General features: G+C 72.4%; 15 protein-coding genes. 10 read left to right on the top strand and 5 right to left on the bottom strand.

The genetic code is table 11. The annotated features are described in order from the left end of the window. Positions 1 to 257 precede the first annotated feature (257 nt). The 3 genes from QSK37_RS10380 to QSK37_RS10370 all read left to right on the top strand — a co-directional run bounded on the left by QSK37_RS10380 (position 258) and on the right by QSK37_RS10370 (position 4,219). Positions 258 to 1,346, top strand: a complete 1,089-nt coding sequence (locus QSK37_RS10380) for a HesA/MoeB/ThiF family protein (protein WP_285619351.1) — start codon at positions 258 to 260, stop codon at positions 1,344 to 1,346. Beyond that, positions 1,343 to 2,581: a zinc metalloprotease gene (locus tag QSK37_RS10375; RefSeq protein WP_285619349.1), complete on the top strand. Its 1,239-nt coding sequence runs from the start codon at positions 1,343 to 1,345 to the stop codon at positions 2,579 to 2,581. The genes QSK37_RS10380 and QSK37_RS10375 overlap by 4 nt, the downstream gene beginning before the upstream one ends. Positions 2,582 to 2,950: 369 nt before the next feature. After that, positions 2,951 to 4,219, top strand: coding sequence for an MFS transporter (locus QSK37_RS10370; protein ID WP_285619348.1), 1,269 nt, complete (start codon positions 2,951 to 2,953; stop codon positions 4,217 to 4,219). Here the strand turns inward: QSK37_RS10370 and QSK37_RS10365 are convergent. The 5 genes from QSK37_RS10365 to eccCa form a co-directional block, all read right to left on the bottom strand. Continuing rightward, positions 4,199 to 5,239, bottom strand: coding sequence for a pentapeptide repeat-containing protein (locus QSK37_RS10365; protein WP_285619347.1), 1,041 nt, complete (start codon positions 5,237 to 5,239; stop codon positions 4,199 to 4,201). The two genes, QSK37_RS10370 and QSK37_RS10365, sit on opposite strands and share 21 nt — an antisense overlap. Before the next feature lie 198 nt (positions 5,240 to 5,437). Next, positions 5,438 to 6,259, bottom strand: coding sequence for a class I SAM-dependent methyltransferase (locus QSK37_RS10360; RefSeq protein ID WP_285619346.1), 822 nt, complete (start codon positions 6,257 to 6,259; stop codon positions 5,438 to 5,440). Between the two features lie 94 nt (positions 6,260 to 6,353). After that, on the bottom strand, positions 6,354 to 9,092 hold the full coding sequence (locus QSK37_RS10355; RefSeq protein ID WP_285619344.1) for an AfsR/SARP family transcriptional regulator: 2,739 nt from the start codon (positions 9,090 to 9,092) through the stop codon (positions 6,354 to 6,356). A gap of 109 nt (positions 9,093 to 9,201) precedes the next feature. Further along, a complete protein-coding gene (locus QSK37_RS10350) occupies positions 9,202 to 11,433 on the bottom strand; it encodes a hypothetical protein (protein ID WP_285619343.1) in 2,232 nt (743 codons plus the stop codon). After that, entirely contained in the window at positions 11,415 to 15,377 is a 3,963-nt protein-coding gene (gene eccCa / locus QSK37_RS10345; protein WP_285619341.1) for a type VII secretion protein EccCa, read from the bottom strand. Before eccCa ends, QSK37_RS10350 begins: the two co-directional genes overlap by 19 nt. 156 nt (positions 15,378 to 15,533) lie before the next feature. Here eccCa and eccD point away from each other — a divergent pair, with 156 nt between their 5' ends. The 7 genes from eccD (at position 15,534) to QSK37_RS10310 (ending at position 22,040) form a co-directional block, all read left to right on the top strand. After that, positions 15,534 to 16,907, top strand: coding sequence for a type VII secretion integral membrane protein EccD (eccD, locus tag QSK37_RS10340; protein WP_285619339.1), 1,374 nt, complete (start codon positions 15,534 to 15,536; stop codon positions 16,905 to 16,907). Positions 16,908 to 16,919: 12 nt separating this feature from the next. After that, complete coding sequence (gene eccB, locus QSK37_RS10335; RefSeq protein ID WP_285619337.1) at positions 16,920 to 18,356, top strand: type VII secretion protein EccB; 1,437 nt, start codon at positions 16,920 to 16,922, stop codon at positions 18,354 to 18,356. 63 nt (positions 18,357 to 18,419) lie between these two features. Next, a complete protein-coding gene (locus QSK37_RS10330; protein WP_285619335.1) occupies positions 18,420 to 18,749 on the top strand; it encodes a hypothetical protein in 330 nt (109 codons plus the stop codon). A 40-nt stretch (positions 18,750 to 18,789) separates the two neighbouring features. Then, on the top strand, positions 18,790 to 19,080 hold the full coding sequence (locus QSK37_RS10325; RefSeq protein ID WP_285619333.1) for a hypothetical protein: 291 nt from the start codon (positions 18,790 to 18,792) through the stop codon (positions 19,078 to 19,080). Positions 19,081 to 19,085: 5 nt separating this feature from the next. Continuing rightward, the gene (locus QSK37_RS10320) at positions 19,086 to 19,613 is read left to right on the top strand and encodes a hypothetical protein (RefSeq protein WP_285619332.1); all 528 of its coding nucleotides are present in this window, start codon (positions 19,086 to 19,088) and stop codon (positions 19,611 to 19,613) included. 68 nt (positions 19,614 to 19,681) lie between these two features. Next, positions 19,682 to 21,691: a hypothetical protein gene (locus tag QSK37_RS10315; RefSeq protein ID WP_285619330.1), complete on the top strand. Its 2,010-nt coding sequence runs from the start codon at positions 19,682 to 19,684 to the stop codon at positions 21,689 to 21,691. A gap of 40 nt (positions 21,692 to 21,731) precedes the next feature. Then, positions 21,732 to 22,040: a hypothetical protein gene (locus QSK37_RS10310; protein ID WP_285619328.1), complete on the top strand. Its 309-nt coding sequence runs from the start codon at positions 21,732 to 21,734 to the stop codon at positions 22,038 to 22,040. Positions 22,041 to 22,111 lie beyond the last annotated feature (71 nt).

Raw genomic sequence — 22,111 nt, 5'->3', positions numbered from 1 at the left:
TCAGCCGCCCTCGCCGCTGACACCGGTGGTCTGCTTCTTGTCGAGCAGCTTGATCTTAATCTTCTCCATTGTCGCCCTCCTTTCCATGTGAGTGGTAATGCGACTGACACAACAGGTAATTACCTTCTCCTCATGATTAATGTGAGGTATGAACGTGTCAAGGGTTTCGTCTGGAGCGGAGGTTCTTTGCGATGATGCTGCGGCCGCGGATTAAACCTGAGCACGCCGCCTACCGGACGGTCTCCGGCGCCGTGCGGATGGGCAGTGTGATTTTCGGGATCGGGGTGGAGATCGACGACCCGGACGGCTGGGTCTGGACGTTGACGCAGGCTCTGGACGGTGCCCGTACTTCCGGCGAGATCGCGGAGCAGGTCGCCGCGGCGCACTCGGAGGTGACCGTCGCGGAGGTTCTTCAGGCCGTGGCGGATCTTCAAGCGGCGGGCCATCTGGAAGACGTCGACGCCCCGCCGCCGTCGTTGTCCTCGGCGGAGCAGGAGCGTTACAGCCGCGGCGTCACGCTGCTGCGCTGGCTCGACCGCAGCCCCCGCCGCAGCGCGTGGGAGATGCAGGAACGGCTGCGGGACGGGCGGGTACTGCTGGTCGGCCTGGGCGGCACCGGAGGTTTCTGCGCGCAGGCCCTGGTGGCCTCGGGTGTCGGGCACCTCCACTGCGTCGACCACGACACCGTGGAGTTGTCCAATCTCAATCGCCAGCCTTTGTACCGTCAACGGGACATCGGCCGGCCCAAGCTCGACGTGGCGCTGGAGGATCTGCGAGCCCTCAACCACCACCCGGAGATCACCGGCGAGCAGCGCCGCGTGTCCGGTCCCGAGGACCTCGCGATGCTCCTGGACGCCGGCCCGGCGCCGTACGACCTGCTCGTCATGTGCGCCGACCAGCCGCCCGAGATCCGCCGCTGGGCCAACCGCGTCTGCCTGGGCACGGGTACGCCCTGGGTCGACGGCGGCTACCACGGCCCGCTGGCCACCGCCGGCATACACGTCCCCGGCGACGGGGCCTGCTGGGAGTGCCAGCGCGCGGGAGAGGCCGACCGCCGCGATCTCGGTCTGGCGCCAGGTCAGGAGGAGGAGGCGGCTTCACCGCGGATGGCGTGGCACCCTGTCACGGCGGTCACCGCCGGCCTTTCCGGTTCGCTGGTCGCGCACGCCGCCCTGGCGTTGCTCACCGGCGCCCCGCCGATGGAGCCCGGCTTCCGGTACGGCATCAACCTCGCAGCCTTGGACGATACGGTCCTGCAGCGCTTCCCGCGTCGGCCGGACTGTCCTGCCTGCGGTGAATCGTCGACGGCCGGTGACGCGACACCGCCGGCCGGAGCGGTGCGATGACGACCCGCGTCTCCCCGCCGAAGGTCGGGGACCGCACCCGCATCCGGTTGCACGAGCTGGCCTCCCGGCCGGACGGCGAGGAGGTGATCGTCGGGCGGCTCGACACCGGCGACTTCGTGGTGTTACCCGCTGTCGGCGCCCGGGCGATCGAGCTGCTCGAACAGGACCTGACCGCCGGGGAGGCCCGGCGCGTCCTTGCCGAAGAGACGGGTGCTGACCTCGACATCTGCGACTTCGTCAGTGATCTGGCGGCGCTCGGTTTCGTGGCCGAGGTCGACGGTGTCCTCCTGTCCGGCCCCGCGCCGCCACGAGCCACCTTCCCGTGGCTCACGCCCCGCCTCGTGGCCTGGTCGCTGAGCCCGATCGTGCCGATCGCACTGGGCGCGGTGGTCGCGGCCGCTTTGATCGTCCTGGCCGCTCGCCCCCGCCTGATGCCCGGTTACCACGACCTGCTCTGGAGCCCGTACGGCAGCCTGGTCCTGCTGGTGGTGTTCGCGGTCGGCTGGCCCTTGCTGTTCCTCCACGAGACCGCGCATCTGATCGTCGCCCGCGCGGCCGGGGTGCCCGCCCGGATCGAACTCGGAACCCGGTTGCAGTTCCTGGTCGTGCAGACCGACATGAGCGGGATCGACCTGGCCCCGCGCCGCCATCGGCTCACCGCGTACCTTGCCGGCAGCACCGTCAACCTCACCATCGCCGCTACGGGCATCCTCGTGCTGGCCGCGACCGGTCCCCACACCCCTGCCCACCGTGCGCTCGCGATCCTGGTACTTCTGGCGCTGATCCCGCTGCCGTTCGAAGGCATGATCTTCATGCGGACCGACGTGTACTTCGTCCTGCAGGACCTCACCGGCTGCCGCGATCTGTTCGGGGACGGCCGCGCCTATATGCGGTACCTCGCTGGCCGCGTGCTGTCACGCGGCAAGCCCCGGGTCGCGGACCCCAGCCGCCAACTGGCCCCGGCGCAGCGACACGCGGTTCGCGTCTACAGCGTCGTCCTCCTCACCGGAACCGCGCTGGCCTTGGCCGCGCTGGCCACGGTCACCGTCCCCACCGACCTCACGATGCTGATCCACGCCGTCCGCCGCGCCGGGCCCGGCCACGGCTCCGGCGAACGCCTCGACGGCCTCGCGGTACTGCTCTTTCTCGGCGGGCCGCAGGCCCTCTGGGTCCGTACGAAATGGCGTCAGTACCGCGCTCGAAAAGTCGCCCATCGGCTCGGGAGCAGCCGCTGAGCACCGGGAAGGAGCTTTTCTTGCTACTTCATCCCATGTGTCCCACTTCCTATTGACACAGAAGGAGGCGCCCGCCAAAGTTGCCTGCGAGCGCCCATTCAAGAGCCGGTCGGTCCGCCTTTACGAGGCCGCTGTGGGCGCCGTTTCCACGTGTAGGTTGGGGGTGAGACGGAATGGACAACACGCAGAACTGGGTTCCCGAGAACTGGGTCCCGAAGAACTGGGTTCCCAAGAACTGGGTGCCTCGCTGACCAGGTGTTTCTCTGGGAGCGATGCCGGTCCGGGGTGCGGGCTCCGATGCCCTGGTACACAACTCCCCGGACCGGCCGATGAGATATGCGCCGGTAGGGAAAGTGGGGCATCCTTTACATGGTGGCGTCCTCTTCGTCCACTGAATCGGACCATTCGCTCACCGGCGCGCGGGGCGACGAAAGCGCCAGGGCCGGATATGGCGCCGTGTTCGCGGTCAAAGAATTCCGTGCCGTCTTCGTCGCTCATATTCTTTCCGTGCTGGGCGGCGTCCTCGCCGAGGTCTCGCTGGCCGTCCTGGTCTTCCGGCAGACCGGCTCGGCGCTGTTGACGGCTCTCGTCTTCGCCCTCGGTTTCCTGCCCTACGCGCTCAGCGGGGTCGCGCTGTCCGGCATCGCCGACCGGTATCCGCCTCGCCGTGTGCTGGTCGCCTGCGACCTGCTGTCGGCGGGCTGTGTGATGCTGATGGCGATCCCGGCGACCCCGATCGCCGTCCTGTTCCTGCTGCGTTTCGCCGTCTCGATGATCTCACCGCTGTTCACCGGCACCCGGGCGGCGAGCCTCGCGGACATCCTGCAGGGGGACCGGTACGTCCTGGGGCGCTCGCTGATCCGGATCGTCTCGCAGGGTTCCCAGGTCATCGGCTACGGTCTGGGCGGCCTGGCGCTGGCGTGGGTGTCGCCCCGCACCGCGCTACGCGTCACCATCCTCACGTTCCTCTGTTCCGCTCTGTTGCTACGCCTGGGCACCCGTGACCGGCCCGCGCGGGTGTCGGGAGGCGGCGCGATGACACGTGATTCGATCGCCTCGGCCGGACGGTTGCTCGGCGACGCTCGCATTCGCGCGCTGCTGCTGATGTGGTGGGTGCCGCCGATGTTCTTCGTGGTCGCCGAAGGGGTCGCCGCGCCCTTGGCCGCCGCCTCTGGGGCGGGCTCCGCCGGCTTCGGCCTGTTCCTGGCCGCGATGCCCGTCGGCACCGTGGTGAGCGAGGCGCTGATCGGCACCCTGCTCGGCCCCGCCGCCCGCGACCGCCTCACGCTGCCGCTCGCGGCCGTATCGCTGCTACCGATGATCGCGTTCGCGGTCCACCCGCCGTTGCCGCTCGCGACCGGATTGATGCTGCTCACCGGGCTGTGCGCCGCGTACACGCTCGGCATGGACAGGTGGTTCGTCGAGGCGGTTCCCGAGACGATGCGAGGTCAGGCCATGTCCCTGTTGGGCGCCGGCATCATGACCCTCCAGGGTCTCGGTATGGCCGTCGGCGGCGCCATCGCCGCCGTGGTCCCTCCCTTCATGGTGATCTGCGCGGCCGGGCTGCTGGGCACGGTGAGCGTCCTCGGTGTGCTGCGCTCGGTCCGCAGACAGCTGCTACGCGGGAGGCAGCAGTAGCCCCGGGGGCGGGTCCGTGGCGAGGTCCTTGCTGAGGCCGCCCCGGCGGCCGGAGAACGTCGCGTCGGTGAAGTCGACGGTGGCGCCGGAGAAGGTCGCGCGGGTGAAGGCGATGGCGGTGCCGGAGAACTCCGCGTCGGTGAAACGGAGGGTGCCGCCGGACAACGTCGTGTCGGTGAAGTCGAGAGTGCCGCCCGAGAACGTCGCGTCGGCGAATGCGGCGGTGGTGCCGGAGAACTCCGCGCCGGTGAAGCCGATGATGCCGCCGGAGAGCGCCGTGCCGGTGAAGTGCACGGTGCCGCCGGAGAACTCCGCGCCGGTGAAGTCGACGGCGCCGCCCGAGAAGACGGCGCCGGAGAAGTCGATGGAGGCGCCGGAGAACACCGCGCCGATGAAGTGGTGGGTGGCGCCGGAGAACGTCGCGTCGCCGAAGTGGACGGTGCCGCCGGAGAACTCCGCGCCGACGAAGTGGACGGGGCCGCGGGAGAACTCCGCGCCGGTGAAGTCGATGGCGGCGCCGGAGAACCGCGCGCCGGTGAAGTCGACCGTGGCGCCCGAGAACACGGCGCCGGTGAAGTCGAGGGTGCCGCCGGAGAACACGGCCTCACGGAAGTCGACGGTGCCGCCGGAGAACACCGCGCCGCTGAAGTCGCCTCCGTCGAAGCGGACACCGGTGAAGTCGAAGTCATGGCCTCGCCAGGAGACCCGAGCGTTGTCGCGCAGGTGCGCGGTGATGATCGAGATGACGGTGTGGTGCACCTCCTGGCTGCCGCCGAACGACAGCTGTTCGGCGGCCGGAGGGCCGTCCGGCGGATGTTCGTAGGGCATCCGCAGGTAGGCGCACAGCTCGTCGATGCAGGTCTGCCGGCTGTCCTGCCAGTCGTCGGCCAGGCCGGCCAGCGCGTAAACCCCGGCCAGGCGTACCGCGGTGTCGGCGTGTTCGAGCCGCCTCGTCGCCGTGGCGAACCGTCTGTTGAACACCCGCACCCGGTCATCCTCTCCGCGCCGCTGCTCGGACATTTTCCCGCCTTCGGCGGGACACCGCTTGCGGAAGCCCATCACCGAGGAACCTCAATACGTCCAGAATGTCCTCCACCGGCGGAGACGTACACGCCCTCAAGCGCGTCAGTTTGAAACCTTCTACACCGGACTCGTCAAGGCGTCGCGAACGCCCGGCCGCCGCGTTCGTCACCACCGCCGATCACCCGCCTTGGGGACTCAGCTGGGCCGACGGGTCCAGGCGGAGATCAGGCTGAATCCGATCTCGGCGAAGGCCTTGTCATCGAGGCAGGCCAGGCCCGCCTCCGCCTCTTCCGGGCTGAGGACACCGTTCTCCACCATCGGCGGAAGTGCCTGGACCGCCGTCAGGCGCATCGCCTCGTTGCCCAGGCTGCCGCGGTAGCACGGGCACATCAGCGCGGACATGCCCAGGTCCGCCCAGCCCAGCTCGCCGAGGGAGCGGGCCACGTGCCGTGGCCATCGAACGTCGGTGCCCGTACGGCGCAGGACCTCCTCGATCGCGGTGGTCAGCCGGCCGAACGCCGGGTAGGCGGAGTCGCCGAGCGGGCAGATCAGAGGCTCCTCGATGACCAGCCAGCCTCCCGGAGCCACCCACTCGCTCATGCGCCGGATGACCCGCTCCCGGTCCGGAATGTGGGACAGGACCGCCCGGCAGTGCACCAGGTCGAACGCGGCCGCCGGGAGACGGCCGGTCCGTACGTCGTGCCGGACGATCGACAGGTTCGGCAGGCCCGCCCCGTCGAACAGGGCGGGGTCGATGTCGGTGGCGAGGACCGTCGCTCCGGGGCGGGCTCGGGCGAGCCAGCGTGCCGTCGCTCCTCCTCCCGCGCCGATCTCGGCGAAGCGGCCCGAGGCCGGCAGGTCCAGGTCGGTCAGGACCCGCTCGGTCGCCGGGGCGAAGAGGGCGTCCAGGACATCGAGCCGCTCCCGCGTCCGGACGGCCGTGTTGGCGAGGACTCCGTCCACGTATCCGTCCGCCGAGGGGGTGGGGACGGTGGGCTTGGCCTGGCTCGTCGACATGCGCGGTTCTCCCCTTCTGCGCCAAGCCCTCCAACGGGCCCTCGGCGCGTGTACCGGTCGAACGCGGCCCTGCCCCGGCCGGGTTCAGCGGTGCTCATCCGTGTAGGGAGGCACCGGTGCGCAAGCGGGTCGCCCGCACGGCCTCCACCTGAGCCGCCTCGGTCTGGCCGAGGTCCCGGAGGATCATGGCGAGCAGTTCGCGGCAGTCGGCCTCCGTGTCGGGCCGCCGGTAGCCGGTCAGGAGCCGGAGCGCGGCGCGGGCCGACTCCGCGGCCTCCTCACCACGCCGCAGCCTCCACAGCACCTCCGCTCTGGTGAACAGGGGGAATGTCCGGTTGTCGGCGGTGAGCCCGGCCGCGATGCTCAACGCCGCGTCGATCTGCGCGAGCGCGCCCGGCAGGTCGCCGGCGTCGCGGAGCGCCCGTCCCGCGTGGTGGTGGAGGACCACCCGGATCTCGGCCTCGCCGAGCGTCTCGGCGAGTGACAGCGCACGGGCGAACGCCTCATACGCCTGGCGCGCCGCGGTGCCGAGCTTCAGCAACCCCAGACCGAGCCGGACGTGGCCGTTCACGAGCAGCCGCGGGTCACCGTCGCGCTGCGCCAGCTCGATCGCCCTGGTGAGGTGCTCCACCGCCTCCCGCGGACGGCCACGTTCGGCGAGAGCCGTGCCGAGGCTGCCCACGGCCCGGGTCTCGGTGGCCCGGTCGCCGGCGGCGCGCGCGGCGTCGTACGCGGCGGCGGCGACCTCGGGCCAGCGACTCAGACTGGGCGCATGGTAATAGAGCGCCTGGACGTTCTCCGACAGCCGCCATACCTCGCGGTGTCGTCCCTCCCGCAGTCCCTCCAGGATGAGGGCGCGTACGACCGGCTCCACACCGTGGAACCAGGTGAGCGCGGCGGCGCCGTCCGCCGGATCCGGGGCGCCGCCGGAGGGCGGCCGCGCCGGGTGGGAGACCAGCATGCGGTAGACCGGGACCTTGAGCGTGGCCCGCGCCGTCGCCTCCTGGTAGTACTCCAGCAGACGCAGCCGCGCGGCCGCGCGCTCACCGGCGGTGAACTCCTCCGCGGCGAGCCCCTGGCAGTAGAGGACGACGAGGTCCTGGCGCGTGTACTGCCCGGGATGGGACTCGGTGACCATGTGCCAGGCCGCCAGCCCGTCGAGCGCCTCGCGCGCCTCGGGCAGTGAGGAGGAGAGCAGAGCCGCCGCCGCGTGCGGATCGACGCTCGTGCCGGGGTGCAGCCCGAGCAGCGTGACCAGGGTACGTTCGGTGTCCGGGAGCTGGGCGCGGGTGAGGTTCAGCGCGGCCGTGAGGCCGGTGTCGCGGTCCTGGTCGATCTCGTCCAGGCGTGTACGCTCGTCGGTCAGCTCGGCGACGAGGTCGGCGAGCCGCCGGTCCGGCCGTACCGCGAGACGGGCCGCGCAGACGCGCAGCGCGAGGGGCAGATGGTCGCACAGCTCCGCCAGTCGCGCGGCGGGCTCGGGCTCTTCGGCGACGCGCTCGCCCACGCACTTCTCCAGCAGCGCCGCTGCCTCGCCGGGGGAGAACGCCGGGAGCGCCCGGAGCGCGCCGGCGTCGGTGACCGCAAGGTCGAGCATCGCGTTCCTGCTGGTCACCAGCGTGGCGCAGCGGCGGCCGTCCGGAAGGAGCCGGCGTACGGTGTCGGCGTCGACGGCGTTGTCCAGGACGATGAGCATCCGGAGCGTACGCGTGAGGGCGCGGAAGAGTCCGGTACGCTCGCCGTCCCGCTGCGGGATCTCCGCCTCGGGGACGCCCAGCGCCAGCAGGAAGCGGGCCAGGACCGCCGCCGGGTCCTCGGGCCCGATCCCGTCGAAGCCGTGCAGATCGGCGAACAGCCGGCCGTCGGGGAACTGTTCGGCGGCGGCGTACGCCCACTGAAGGGCGAGCGTGGTCTTGCCGACTCCGGCCGGACCGGTCACGACGGCCAGGGGCGCGTCGTTCGCGGCGCCACAGATCTGGTCCAGCCAGTCGCGCTCCTCGACCCGGCCGACGAAGACCCGCGGCTCTCGCGGCAGCAGGCGGGGCGCCGGCCGCTCCGCCGCGGCCGTCGGGACGTCCGCGGTCCGGCCCGAGCCGGTCGGCGTGGCGGGTCGCCGTGACGCCTCGAGGACCTGGTCGAAGGCCGCCCGCAGCTCCGGGCCCGGCCGTACGCCCAGCTCCCGGCGGAGCCGCTCACGGGTCCGGTGGTAGACACCCAGGGCCGCGGACCGACGGTCCTCCTGGTGGAGGCAGCGCATGAGAGCGGCCAGTAGCGACTCGCGCAGGGGGTTCTCCTGCGCGGCCGTGTGCAGCAGCGGGATGAGCCGGCCACCCGAGTCCCGCTGGATCTCGATTTCGGCCCAGGACTCCAGGGCGTGCAGCCGGATCGCGTTGAGACGTTCGGCCTGCGCGCCGAAGAACTCGCCGGCCGCCAGGTCGGCGAGGGCGGGACCGCGCCACAGGCGCAGGGCCTGGTCGAACAGGTCCGGGGCGTCCACCCCGGCGGCCGAGGCGCGCGCGACGAGCCGTTCGAACCGGTGGGAGTCGACCAGGTCCGGCTCTCCGGTCAGGCGGTAGGCCGACCCATGGGTCTCCAGAAGGAGCCCGGCGGGCAGTATCCGACGCAGGGCCGCCACGTGCCCCTGCAGCGCGGCGCGTGCCTGCCGGGGCGGCGCGCCGTCCCAGACGATGTCCGCGAGCCGGTCGACGGGCACGAGATGACCGAGATCGAGAGCGAGCGCGGCCAACGCGGCGCGGCGGCGCGTCCCTCCGACGTGAAGGGGCGTGGCGTCGGCCGAGAGCAGCTCGGTCGTGCCGAGTAACCGGATCCGCACCAGGACTCCTCGGGCCGGCTCACCGGACGATCCGGTCACCGTTCCTGAGCGCACGGTACACAGCCCGGCGGCCGGATGACCATCACTGAGCGGAGGCCGGGTCACGCCATCATCCGGTCGGTTCGGCGTCGGCCGGGACGCCGGGGGCCACGTGGAAACGGCCAGGGCGGCCGACCGCCCGCCATCCCTCCGGCGACGTCGCGTCGCGCCTCTCCAGCCAGGCGAGCAGCCGGTCCCGGGCCTTGCGGTCCTGCGCCCGGTCCGGCTCCGCGCCGGACATCTCGCGGAGCAGCACCCGGGGGCCGGGCGTGTCGAGGAGGACGAACCGGGTGCCGGGCGGAAAGACCACCTGCGGCTCGTCCCCGGGGCCGGCGAACACCGCCGGACGACGCCCGGTGCTCGACCAGACGGCGATCTCCACCGGCGCGGCCAGGTCCGCGTCGGCGGCGGTGATCGCCGCGACCGGAGCCGGCTCGGTCACGACGGCTCCGGGCTCGTAGACCGCGAACGCGGTCCGCTCGAGGGCCGCGCCCAGCAGCACGGGCCCTCGGTGGCAGGGCAGCCGCCGGAGTCCGGAGCCGAGGCAGGCCAGGACCGCGCCGGCCGGTCCGCCGTCGCCGCGTCGCGCGGCCGCCACGAGTTCGGCGCGCGACATCGGTTCACCGACATCGGCCTGGTAGAGCAGCACGGCGACGAGATCCGTCCGATCGTCGCCGGACGCGGCGCGCAGGCCCGGCAGCCGGGCGATGGCCTGGTCCACCCGGCTTGCGTAGCGCAGGAAGTGCTCGCCCGCGAGTGCCCTGAACGCCGCCCGGTCGCCGGGCGTGCTGCCCTGGAACTCCTCCGAGGCGGCGACGCCGGACCTCAGTACACGCGCGGGGCGGAGAGTGGGATCGGGTACGCCGTCGCCGGACTCGGTCCGCACGGTGGGAGAGGCGGCGGCGTCGAGCCCGGCCGCCGGCTGCCCCACCGGTGCGGGAACGGCGGGCGCGCGCGTCTCGGGTACGGCGGCCGGGAGGTCGAGGCCCGCCCACTCCAGCGCGTGCGTCTCCGCGAACGCCCTGGCGGCGGCCTCGCTCCGCGGATCCGCGCGGAACGCCCCCACCAGGGCGAGGTGCGCACGCTCGGCCTCCGGCAGGTCGGCCAGGACGCCCGGGAGTTCCCTCCAGACCGCCTCGGGCACGGACCGGTCGCGGGCGCCGACGATCAGCACGGGACGCCGGAGATCAGGAGGGTGCAGCCGCGAGTCTCCGGCCGGGGTCTTGGCAGGGCGCAGCCACAGGCCCGCTGGGACCGCCTCCAGTTCCCAGCCCGCGAGGACGCGGAGGACGCCGGGCCCTACGTCCCCGGGAGGAGGCTCTGCCCAGGCTCGCCAGCCGGAGGGCAGCACCTGCCGGAGCCGCCATGACGCGGTGAGCTCGCGAAGCCACGGCTCCCAGGTGGGCCACTGGCCCGAGGCGTCCAGGAAACGGCAGGTGTGCCCGCCGGTCGTCCGTGTCGGCAGGCCGACGGCCAGCCGGACGTCGGTCCGGAGGAGATCGGACAGTCCGGCGCCCATGCGGGTGAGTTCCGCCGGCGACGCCCAGGGGGCTGCGAGGCAGACCGCCTGGCCGTCGAGCGGAACGGCGGGGCCGGGCGGCTCTTCGGCACCAGGGACGAGCGCCGCGGCCAGGTCGGCGACGGTGAGGACCGGATGCTCCGGTGTGCCGACGACGAGCAGGTGAGTGCCGTCCGGCGCCGAGGCGAGATCGGTCACGGCACCGGACGGCACGCCGTCCGCCGCGAGCCACCGTCCGCCCGCGAGCGGGACGACGGCCGGGCCCGCGGACGCGGGAGGCCAGGCCGGGCCGAGGCGGCGTGGCGGCCCGGTCGGGTCACAGCGCCACCACGACGCCGGGTCCGCCTCCGCCACGCCGGCGACCCGCAACGTGCCGTCCGGCTCGATCCAGACCATTCCGTCCGGGGCGATGACCGGCAGCCCGGCAGCCTCGGCGACCTGCGCGGCGGGCCGCCGGTCGCCGATGGGAGCGGCCAGCCCGGACGCGGCGAGGATGAGGGCCGAGGCGCCGCGACCGGCCGCGATCGCGGAGAGGCGGCCGAGCCCGTCGTAGAGCACGTCCGGAGCGTCGTGCGCCGCGGCGAGCACCACCAGGGCGCCGGGCACGGCGGGCAGCGCGGTCAGCGCCGTCGACAACGCCTCGCCCGGTCCTCCCGCGGACACGATGACGAAGTGCGGTCCGACCGCCTGGATCGACGATCTCGCCTCCGCGTGCGGACCGGATGGGGCGTCCGGGCCGGTGGCCGGGTGGTTCGCGCCGGTGTTCACGACAGTGGGGCGCATCGCCCACCCTCCTTGCCCGACAGGGCGGTCTGGATCTGGGTCGTGCGGCGCCGCGTGATGTGCAGCGCACGGCCGGTGGGGAGCCGGCGGGGCTTGACGTTGCCGAACAGATAGCCCTCCGAGGGCGGGCACGACAGGAGCACCGCGGGCGTGTTGACCTCCAGCATCCTCCGGAGGAGCGGATCGCTGAGGGCGCGGCCGGCGTTGTTGGCCCCGCGCGCGACGATCAGGTGCAGGCCGATCTCGGTGCCCTGCGCCAGGTAGTCCAGCAGCGGCGCGAACGGGTGGGTCGCCGAGCCGGTCGCGACCAGATCGTAGTCGTCCACCACCACGAAGAGCTCCGGGCCCTCCCACCAGTCGCGGAGTTTGAGCCGGGCCAACGGGATGTCCGCCGGTGGCACCCGGTTCTTCATCGCCCGCGCCGCGCCCTCCACGCCCTGGCGCAGCACGTCGACCGCGACGGCGTACCCCAGCCGCTGGTCGTCGGGTACCACGTCGTGGAGCTCGCGCCGGAAGTCGACGAGCATGATCTTTGCCTCGGCGGCGGAGTAGGCGCGCAGAACCGAGGCCGTGATGTGCTTCAGCAGGTTCGTCTTGCCGGACTCAGCGTCCCCGATGACCAGGAGGTGCGGGGACTCCTCGAAGGAGTGCCAGATCGGGGCGATCTCGGTCTCCTCGACGCCGAGGGCGATCTCCAGCCGCCCGCGCGGGGCGGGGAGCTCGGCGGCGTCGAGCAGCAGCGGCAGCATCCGCACCTCGGGCGCTCTGCGACCGGTCCACGCCTCGGCGACGGCGTCGACCAGGTCGGCGACGCCCTCGCTGAGGTCCGACGTGGCGCCGGAGCCGTCCATGCGCGGCAGCGCGGTGAGGAAGTGCGTCTGGTCGGCGGTCAGTCCGCGGCCCGGGGAGTTCGGCACCTTGGCCGCCGCCCTCATGTTGATCATGGAGTCCACCGGATCGCCCAGCCGCAGCTCGAAGCGGGTCTGCAACTGGTCTCTCAGCCCGCCGCCCACCTCGCCCCACCGCGTCGTGGCGACCATCAGGTGGACGCCGTAGTTGAGACCGCGCTGGGAGATCAGCGTCAGAGGCTGCACCAGGTCGTTGAACTCCTGCCGCAGGGTGTTCCACCCGTCGATCACCAGGAACACGTCGCCATGCGTCTCGTCCGGCAGTTCGCCCGCCGCGCGAAGCCGCCGGAACGCCGCGACCGAGTCGATGCCCAGCTCGGCGAAGTACCGCTCCCGTCGAGAGAGGACCGCGTTGATCTCGGCGACCGTACGCAGCACCCGCTCCGCGTCGTGCCGGCCCGTCACCCCGCCGACGTGCGGCAGGCGACGCAGCGACGCCAGCGTGCCGCCGCCGAAGTCCAGGCAGTAGAACTGCACCTCCTCCGGCGTGTGGGTGAGGGCCAGTCCGGCGATCAGGGTGCGCAGCAGTGTGCTCTTGCCGCTCTGCGGCGCCCCGGCGATGCCGGTGTGGCCGCCGGCCCCGGACAGGTCGGCGACGAGCAGGTCGCGTCGTTGCTGAAAGGGCAGGTCGACGACGCCCACCGGCGTGGAGAGCGTGCCCCGGTCGGTCGTCGCCGTCAGCCCGCATGACGGGTCCGGCGCGAGCGGCGGAAGCAGCTCGTCCAGCGACGGCGGCACCGCGAGCGGTGGCAGCCACACCTGGTGCGCCGGCGGTCCCGCGTCGACGAGCCGCTCGGCCGCGACCTCCAGCAGCGATCGCGACTCTTCCTCCGGGACCTCCTCCGGCTTCTGTGGTGCCCGCCGGGGCGTGACGTACCCGGTGCCGTACGCCACGACCTGGCCGGCCACCACCGCGGCCGGCGCCCCCCGGCGCCGAGGCCGGTACGCGCCGGAGACGTACGCCGCCTTGAACCGCGTGAGTGTGGAGATGTCGCTGCGCAGGAAGCCGTTCCCGGGCTGGGAGGGGAGCTCGTACGCGTCGGGGACCCCGAGGACGCCGCGGCTCTCCATCGCCGAGAAGGTGCGCAGCCCGATCCGGTACGACAGGTGCGACTCCAGCGCGTGCATGCGTCCCTCGTCCAGGCGCTGAGAGGCGAGGAGCAGGTGGACGCCGAGCGATCGACCCAACCGTCCGATCATGATGAACAGCTCCATGAAGTCGCGGTGCGCGGCGAGCAGCTCGGAGAACTCATCGACCACCACGAAGAGCGTCGGCAGGGGAGCCAGCGTCGTCCCCGCCGCGCGCGCCTTCTCATACTCCAGCAGCGAGCTGTAGTTGCCCGCGGATCGCAGCAGCTCCTGCCGCCGGACCATCTCCCCGTGCAGGGCGTCGCGCATGCGGTCGACCAGCGCCGCCTCGTCCGCCAGGTTCGTGATCACCGCGGAGGTGTGCGGCAGCCGGTCCAGACCGAGGAACGTCGCGCCGCCCTTGAAGTCGACCAGGACGAAGTTGAGCGTCTCGGAGGAATGGGTGATCGCCAGCGCGAGGACCAGGGTGCGGAGGAGCTCGGACTTGCCCGAGCCGGTGGCACCGATCAGCATGCCGTGCGGGCCCATGCCGTCCTGCGCCGACTCCTTGATGTCCAGGTCCACCGGCGTCCCGTCGGCGGTGATGCCGAGCGGCACGCGCAGTTCGTCCTTGGCCTCGCGCGCCTCCCAGTGCGCCTGGACGTCGTGGGTGTACAGGTCGCCGATGCCCAGCAGCGTGGTGAGGTCGAAGTCGGTGGCGAGCGGCTCGGTGGTGTCGGACGAGTCGCCGAGGCGGTACGGCGCCAGCCGCAGCGCGAGCCGTTCGGCGGCCCGGAGCGTCAGCTCGTCCGGCACGCCGAGACGAACGATCTCGTCCTTGCGGTTGCGGCCGGCGCCGACCATCGTCAGCTCACCGTCCTCGATCCGCAGGCGCAGCGTGCCGGGGTCGGCCTTCCACTCCAACGCCTCGCCGAGATCGACGACGATGGCGTTGCGGTAGCCGCCCCTGGCCAGCCGGCTCGACGTCGGCACCGCCACCCCGTCCAGCACGAGCACGGTGAACGGCTCGTCGCGACCCGGCATCGCCTCCCGGTCGTACGGCGGCCGGCCGGTGAACTCCTGGCCGAGCAGTTCCTCCAGTTCCCCGGCCGAGCCACCGACCAGGCGGACCAGGCCGGCACCGTCGGTCTCGGTCGGATGCAGCGCGTGCGGGAGCCACTTGGCCCACTCCCACGCCGCTCGCCGGTCGGGCGCGGCGGCGATCGCGACGCGCAGGTCGTCGGGGGCGTGGAAGACCGCCAGCTGGGCCAGGAGGGCACGGGTCATGGCACGCGCGGCCTCGGCGTCGTCGGAGCGCAGCAGCAGATGGGCGAAGCCGCGCAGGTAGATGAGCGTCGGCTGGCCGCCCACCGTCCCGTACGAGTGGATGAACCGGCGCAGTGCGTGGGCGCACAGCGGCTCGAGGTCTTCGACCGGCTTGGTGGCGAGCGGCGCGAGCTTGGCGGCGAGCCGCTGCGGGCCTGTGCCGATCCGTACGTCGCTGAAGTCAGGATGGCTCGGGCGGCGCTCCCACAGCCGGGACGTGCGGACGAGCGACCGCAGCTCCTCGGGCGCGGGATGCCGCCAGGCCAGCGCCAGCCGCTGCGCGTCGATCGTCTTGCGGACCTGGCGACGCATCTGCGACAGGTAGCGCAGATAGTCGCGGCGTTCGGCGCGCAGTGCGCGCTTGCGGTCACCGGACGCTCGCAGGAGCTGGGCGACGAGCATGCCGACGGCGGCCAGCGCCATCATGCCGATCGCCACATACGTGAGCGCGTCACCGCCGCCGGGCCGCAGGAAGAGGAAGACCATCGCGAGTGAGCTCAGCGCCATCGGCGCCATCGTGAGCATGTTCGCCATGCCGCTCTGCGGCTCCGGCAGCGCCGGCGGCTCCTGCAGCTGGATCTCCCCATCGGGCATCTCCGGTCCAGGCCGGCGGGCCGTGCGGTTGATCAGTACGACGCTCACCGAGAGGCTCCTCACTCGCGCGGTTCTGTCCGGTCAACGGCGCGCGTACGACGCCCGGTTCAGCGCGTGAACCGCCCGTCGGGTACGCGCCGTTCACCGGGTGGACACGAGGAGGTCCGCGATCGCCCGCACCGCGGGCCGGGAGGAGTGAGACGCGTGAGTAGTGCCGCCACCGGGCTGTGCCGGCTGAGGTTCCGCGCGCCCGAGTCGGTGTTCGAGCTGGCGGTTCCCGCCGACGTGCCGCTGGCCGACCTGTTGCCCGCCATCATCCGGCACGCGGGTCCGGACCTGGAGGAGAAGGGGCTCGACCACGGCGGGTGGGTGCTCCAGACTCTCGGCGCGGATCCGTTGGACGAGGAACGGACCGCCGAGTCGCTCGGCCTGTGCGACGGCGAGGAACTCCATCTCCGTCCGCGCCGTGAGGCGCTCCCGCCGGTGCACTTCGACGACCTGATCGATGGCATCGTCGAGGGAATGCGTGAGAACGGCGGCTCCTGGCGTCCGCGCGCCACCTACCGTGCCGCCGTCACCCTCACCGCGGTCGCGCTCGCCGGCGGGCTGGCCGTGCTCGCGCTGCCCGGACCGCCGCGGCCGCGGGTTCTGGCCGCGGCCCTCACCGGCGCGCTCCTGCTGCTCGGCGCGGCCAGTTCCTCGCGTGCGGTCGGGGACGCGCGGGTCGGCGCGCTGCTGGGCGCGGTGGCCGTTCCGTACGCGGGGCTGGCCGGATTCCTGCTCCCCGCCGGTGTTCCCGGACCCGGGCTGACCGGCGCCCGGCTGCTCGCCTCCGGGTCGGCCGCCGCGGGGGCGGCGGTCCTGGCCCTGGCCGCGGTGGCCTGCTCGGCGCCGCTGTTCCTCGCCATGGTGCTCGTGGCACTGCTCGAGGTGCTGGCCGGCGTGCTGGCGCTGGCCGGCATGCCGCCCGTACACGCGGCGGCGATCATCGTCGTGATCACCGTGGTCTTCGGCGGGTTCGTTCCCGGCGTCGCGTTCCGGCTGTCGGGGATGCGGCTGCCGATGCTGCCGCGCAACGCTGAGGAACTGCAGGAGGACATCGCGCCGTTCCCGGCTGGTGAGGTCATCGCCCGCAGCGCGGTGGCCGACGCCCACCTGAACGCGCTCCACATCGCGGTGGGTGCGGTGTGCACCGCCGCCGGCACTCTGCTGGGTCTGTCCGGTGGCTGGGCGCCGCGCACCATGGCGGCCGCCCTCGGCCTGCTGCTGGTGCTGCACGCCCGCACCGTCGGCGGCGTCACCCAACGGCTCGCGATGCTCGTGCCCGGCGTGGTCGCAGGGGCGCTGTTCCTCGCGCGCGTCGCCGTCGGTGACACGGACCGCATGGTCGTCCTGTCGGTCCTTCTCGGCGGCGCCTGTGCACTGCTGGTCGTCGCCTGGACGGTGCCCGGGCGGCGCCTGCTGCCGTATTGGGGCCGGGCCGGCGACCTGCTGCACACGTTCGCCGCGCTCAGCCTGCTTCCGCTGGCGCTGTACGTCACCGGTGCCTTCCACGCGCTGCGCGCCATCAGCGGCTGAGGAGGCGGACGGATGCAGTCGCGACGCGACCAGGTCCAGGCCCACCTGTTCGTCATGGGTCGGCTGGCCTCCGCCATGCTGCGGGCCGACCCCGATGCCCCGGACGCCCCGACGGCCCGTACGAACCGCGGCGCGCGGATCGGGATCGCCGTCGCCGTCGCGATGGCCGTGATCGTCGCCATCTACGGGCTGATCAAGCCGGGCGGTCGTACGGACTGGCGAAAACCCGGCACCCTCGTCGTGGTGAAGGAGAGCGGTGCGCGCTTCCTCTACCTGGGCGGCGCGCTCCGCCCAGTGCTGAACGAGACCAGCGCACGGCTGCTGGCCGGCGACCGGATGTCGGTGGTCCAGGTGCACCGCTCCTCACTCTCCCATGCGGCGCGTGGCGCGCCGGTCGGCCTCGTCGGGGCCCCCGACGAGTTGCCGGACCCGGCCGCCCTCACGGCCGTGCCGTGGCTGGCCTGCGGCACGCGGAGCCCGAACGGTTCAGGCGGCATCACGCCCCGGCTCACCCTGCTCGTCGGGCCCACGGCCGAAGGCACGCCGCTCACGGCCGGAGAGGGCGTGCTGGTCGGTACCCCGGACGGCGCCGTGTACCTGCTCTGGCGCGGGTTCCGGATGAGGCTCGACCAGAGCCGGGGCGCGGTCCAGGCGCTCGGGTACGCCGACGCGACGGCGTACCCAGTCAGTCCGATGCTCCTCAACGCGCTGCCGGCCGGACCCGATCTGACAGCGCCTCCGATCCAGGGGCGGGGGCGGACGGGCCCGTCGCTCGCGGGCCGTTCCACCCGGGTCGGGCAACTGTTCGCCGGTCCCGGCGGTCACTACGTGCTCACCGAGTCCGGCCTCGTACCGCTCAGCGGCACGCTCTTCGCGCTGCTGCGGGGCGCGCCCGGCACCCAGCGCGACGCGTACCGGGGCAAGGCGGTCACCCCGGCGGCGATCGGCCCGCAGGACGTGGCGGCGCACGAGGCACCGGGCTCGGCCTGGTTCTCCGTCGCGCTGCCTGCCGATCCGCCGGGCCTCGTCACGGTGGGGGAGGACCAGGGCGTCTGCGCCGACGTGCGTCCCTCGGCGGGGAGGCCCACCACCTCCGTCACGTTGCTGAAGGCCGCCGCGGAGTCCGGTGGCCCGCCCGCCGCCGAGCCAGGTGTGCTGCCGGCGTGCACGGCCGCCGACCGGATCGGCGTACGGCCGGGCGGCGGCTCGCTGGTCCGCGCGCTGTCCGGGGGCGGCGCCGGGCAGACGGAGTACCTCGTGACCGGCGCGGGAGTGAAGTATCCGCTGCCGTCAGCCGACGCGGCCGGACGGCTGGGATACGGCGCCGCGCCGGTCGCGGTGCCGGATGGACTCCTCCGCCTGCTCCCCACCGGGCCGAGCCTCGACCCCGCGACGCTGGCCCGGAACGGGGTCGTCGGCCCTCCCGCGGCCACGGTCACGTGCGGCTGAACCGGCCGCCGCCACAGTGCCGTTCCACCCGTGAACAGGACCATCCACAAGGAAGGAACCCAGGTGAGTGCACCGAACCTGCAGACGGACGATGCGAGCGTCTCCAGGCTTCTCGCCAGTCTCCAGACCCAGATCGAGTCGATGAACCGCTCCATGCGGGGCGTTGAGGACGTCAACGCCGAGGTCAACCAGCACTTCAAGGCGGCGGCCTCCACGGCCTACCAGAACAAGATCAGCGACTGGGAGCAGCAGTACGCGAACGTCATCCAGGCGTACCAGGACCTGTGCGACAAGCTGCACGTCGGCTACAAGGGCATCGACGCGGCCCACGGCCAGGCGGCGAGCATCGCCACGGGCTGGGGCGAAGACGTCTACAACGCCCTCACCCCCTGACCCACCCCTGCCCCGACCCTGCCGACAGAAGGCGAACACCATGGGCACCATCGAACTGCACCACCAGAACATCGACGAGGCCGCCGACGCGCTCACGCAGGCGAGCAACACCATGCACCAGAGCATGGACGACTGCCTGCACGCGGTCACCACGGCGAGCGCGGATCTCGTCGGCGACATGCAGAACGCCGCGAACGACTTCTACACGGCGGTGCAGAACGCCGACCGCGCGATGACCCGGGACATCAACCGGGCCGCCGACATCCTGCGCGAGATGCACGGCCTGCTGCGGGACGCCGACCGCAACGGCGCCGGCGGCTTCCACCACTGATCGCCATGAGCGACGATTCCGATGGCGACACCCTCAAGGTGACCGATGAGTACCTCAAGGGGGTCGCGCTCGACAAGCTCAACGGCTTCATCCGGGACCTGCGGGCCAACCCCGCGATCGCGGCGGTGTCCGGGTTCGCGAACGCCGGCGACGGCAGCGGCCTCGGCGCCGTGCCGGGGGAGTACACCAAGCTCCTGCCCGGTGGCGGGCCGCTGACCTGGGCGAAGGAGCTACAGAGCCGGTTCCAGTCGCTGTGCGTCAGCCTGCAGACCGAGCTGAACGCGCTGGACACCACGATGACCAACATCTCCGTGGACCTCCAGACGGCGCAGTTGAAGCTGCAGAACGGCGAGGACGAGGCACTGTCGGCCGCGCAGATGGTGCAGGTGCTTGACAACGTCTTCGGCGGCGGGACCGGCGGTGGCTCGTCGTCCGGCGGCGGCACCGGCGGTAATGGCGGCGGAAGCAACGGCGGCGGGTCCGAGCCCGGCAACCCCGGGTCCGGCGGCTCCGCGGCGAACCACGGCAAGTAACCCAGCTGACCGGCGGGTGCCGGCGCGGAGTCCGCGTCGGCGCTCGCCACGACCGGGAGCTTTCAGGCATGCAATGGGAGGACGCGCTTGCGTCGTTCGCCTCGACCAAGCAGACGAGCGTCACACGCCGCGAGGACGTCGCGGCGGACGGCCAGGCGAGCTGGTTCCTGAGCCAGGGTCAGAACACCACGTACGCGAGCGAGGCGAACACCGGCTGGGACATCTGGTGGCCCTACTACTTCACGGAGACATTCCCCCTTAGCACCTCCTATCAGTACGCCACCATCGTCGGCCTCAACCTGGACTGGGGGCAGTTCGGCGCCGACCAGCCGCTCGGACAGTTCCTCGCGCAGCCGCAGAACATCCTGACCCCGCTGGTGTGGTCGCCCAACCAGAACGACACGACCAGCGTGTGGAGCTTCGACGCGGCCGTGACGATGCTGCAGGACCTGGACGCGTGGCTCACCGAGTGGATGCCGGTCATCAACCGCTGGGCGGACGCGATCAACGCCCCGGACGGCGACTTCCAGGGCAGCGCGGCGGCGGCGTTCCGCTACGTGCTGCGCGGCTTCGCCACCGAGCTGGGCACTCTGCACACCGAGCTGTTCACCCCTGACCCGTACTGGGCGTCGCTGGCCACGGCGCGCACCACCCTCGGCGCGACGCACGTCGCGCTCTGGAACGGCTACTCCGAATGGCGGGCGAACCGGCGCTCCCTCCCGATCAACTGCGTCAACGACGCGTTCAACGACGCCATGAACGCCGCCACGGTCACGGTCGACGCGTCCCAGCTCACCCTGGACAACCCCAGGGGCGTCAAGGTCACGGTCGACACGCCGCTGGGGAATCCGGAGAACCAGGACTTCTGGGACCGTGTGCAGCACAACGCCAAGGAGTATTGGCTGCTCGAGGTGCGTACCGCCCTCGATGCCGCGGCCGGGCCGGCGATCAAGGCGCTGGAGGATGCCTACCGTAACGCCACGGGGGCGCTCAAGGACGTGGGCCAGACGCAGTTGTCCCCGCCGCCCTCGCCCGACGCCACCGGAGATGGCCAGGGCGATGGCACCGGCGACGGTGAAGGAGGTGCCGGCATCGGGGACGGCCAGGCCGGAGACGGCGCGGATGGCGGCGCGGGTGCCGGCGCGGGTGCCGGCGCGGGAGCGGGCGCCGGCGGTAAGGGCAAGACGCCCGCCACGCCCTCGATCACGCCGGGCTCGCCGGCCGGCGGTGGCAAGCCCGGCGCCGAGCCGAAGACCCCTCGGCCCGTGTTCACGCCGAACACGCCGTCGACCGGCACCGACGTTCCGCTGCTGAAGGACGGCAAGCAGGTCCTCGACCCGAAGACCGGCCTGCCGATCATGGTTCCGGCGGGGACGACCGTCGCACCCAACGGCGAGCTCTTCGGCCCGAACGGCAAGCCGCTGCGCGGCAAGAACGGCAAGCCGATGTACGCCCCCAAGGGCTCCGAACCCGCCAAGCCGAGCGACCCGGCCCAGCCCGGGGCGCCCGGCCACGTCGTGGAGGCCACGGTCCCCAAGGGCTCCACGATCGGCCCGGACGGCGTCGTCAAGGGCCCGGACGGCAAGACCGTGCTCGACGCGAACGGCAACCCGTTCGTCGTCGCCAAGGGAAGCAAGATCGCCAAAGCAGGGACCATCCTCGGCCCGGACGGCAATCCGGTCCCCGAGCAGACGCAGCTGCTGGACGACGAGGAGCACGCGATGCTCCACCCGCAGCTCCTTCCGCGTCCGAAGACCACCGCGGGAGTACCCGCGACGCTGTCGGAGCCGCGGATCGCCCCGGCCGGCGGATCGCTTCCGGGCGCCGGCAACATCGGCATGAGCGCGCGGGCTCTGGAGAACGGCGGCCGGCCCGTCTCCGGCGAACTCGCCGCCCCGGAGCAGGCCCAGACGATGGGCCGCCAGATGGCCACCACCGGGGGCGAGCCGATGATCCCGCCGATGGGCGGCATGGGCGCCCCCACCGGACAGGATCGCCAGCGTACGACCTGGCTGGCCGAGGACGAGGAGGTGTGGGGCACCGAGGCCGACGCGGTCAGCGGCGTCATCGGCCGCTGACCGGCCCCGATCAGGAAACGATCAGGAAAGGAGCACGTTGATGGCCGAACGCCTCACGGCGGCGTCCGACCTCAAGAAGGCCTTCGCCGAGTTCGACGACATGTCACGTCTCATCGACGACATGCGCCTCAAGGCCGACGAGATCAACAAGTACAACAAGGAGTCGGCCGGCGACGACGACGTCGGCAAGCAGTACAAGTCCACGGTCGACACCCCGACCAAGAACCTCACCGAGCTGCTCGCCACCGTGCGCACGCGGGTCGACCAGGTCGGCGTCACCGGCCAGGACACCTCCGACCAGTTCCAGAACGCCGACGAGAACGGCAAGGACCTCACGAACGGCATGTGACGCCGCCCGCTGAACGGCGCCGGTGCCCGGCGCCGTTCCTCCGGCGGACACACTCTCTCAGAAAGGCCCCC

It is taken from the genome of Actinoallomurus iriomotensis, assembly GCF_030269445.1.
Classification (GTDB): Bacteria; Actinomycetota; Actinomycetes; order Streptosporangiales; family Streptosporangiaceae; genus Actinoallomurus; species Actinoallomurus iriomotensis.
Note: the sequence above shows the minus strand (reverse complement) of the source record. Positions and strands in the feature narration are given on the sequence as shown.

Bases quoted from the DNA above. Each gene is read 5' to 3' on its own strand.
- QSK37_RS10375 (WP_285619349.1), top strand. From the start codon at position 1,343: ATGACGACCCGCGTCTCCCCGCCGAAGGTCGGGGACCGCACCCGCATC.
- QSK37_RS10365 (WP_285619347.1), bottom strand. From the start codon at position 5,239: ATGTCCGAGCAGCGGCGCGGAGAGGATGACCGGGTGCGGGTGTTCAAC.
- QSK37_RS10320 (WP_285619332.1), top strand. From the start codon at position 19,086: ATGAGCGACGATTCCGATGGCGACACCCTCAAGGTGACCGATGAGTAC.
- QSK37_RS10325 (WP_285619333.1), top strand. From the start codon at position 18,790: ATGGGCACCATCGAACTGCACCACCAGAACATCGACGAGGCCGCCGAC.
- QSK37_RS10360 (WP_285619346.1), bottom strand. From the start codon at position 6,259: ATGTCGACGAGCCAGGCCAAGCCCACCGTCCCCACCCCCTCGGCGGAC.
- QSK37_RS10350 (WP_285619343.1), bottom strand. From the start codon at position 11,433: ATGCGCCCCACTGTCGTGAACACCGGCGCGAACCACCCGGCCACCGGC.
- eccB (WP_285619337.1), top strand. From the start codon at position 16,920: ATGCAGTCGCGACGCGACCAGGTCCAGGCCCACCTGTTCGTCATGGGT.
- QSK37_RS10370 (WP_285619348.1), top strand. From the start codon at position 2,951: ATGGTGGCGTCCTCTTCGTCCACTGAATCGGACCATTCGCTCACCGGC.
- QSK37_RS10315 (WP_285619330.1), top strand. From the start codon at position 19,682: ATGCAATGGGAGGACGCGCTTGCGTCGTTCGCCTCGACCAAGCAGACG.
- QSK37_RS10310 (WP_285619328.1), top strand. From the start codon at position 21,732: ATGGCCGAACGCCTCACGGCGGCGTCCGACCTCAAGAAGGCCTTCGCC.
- QSK37_RS10380 (WP_285619351.1), top strand. From the start codon at position 258: ATGGGCAGTGTGATTTTCGGGATCGGGGTGGAGATCGACGACCCGGAC.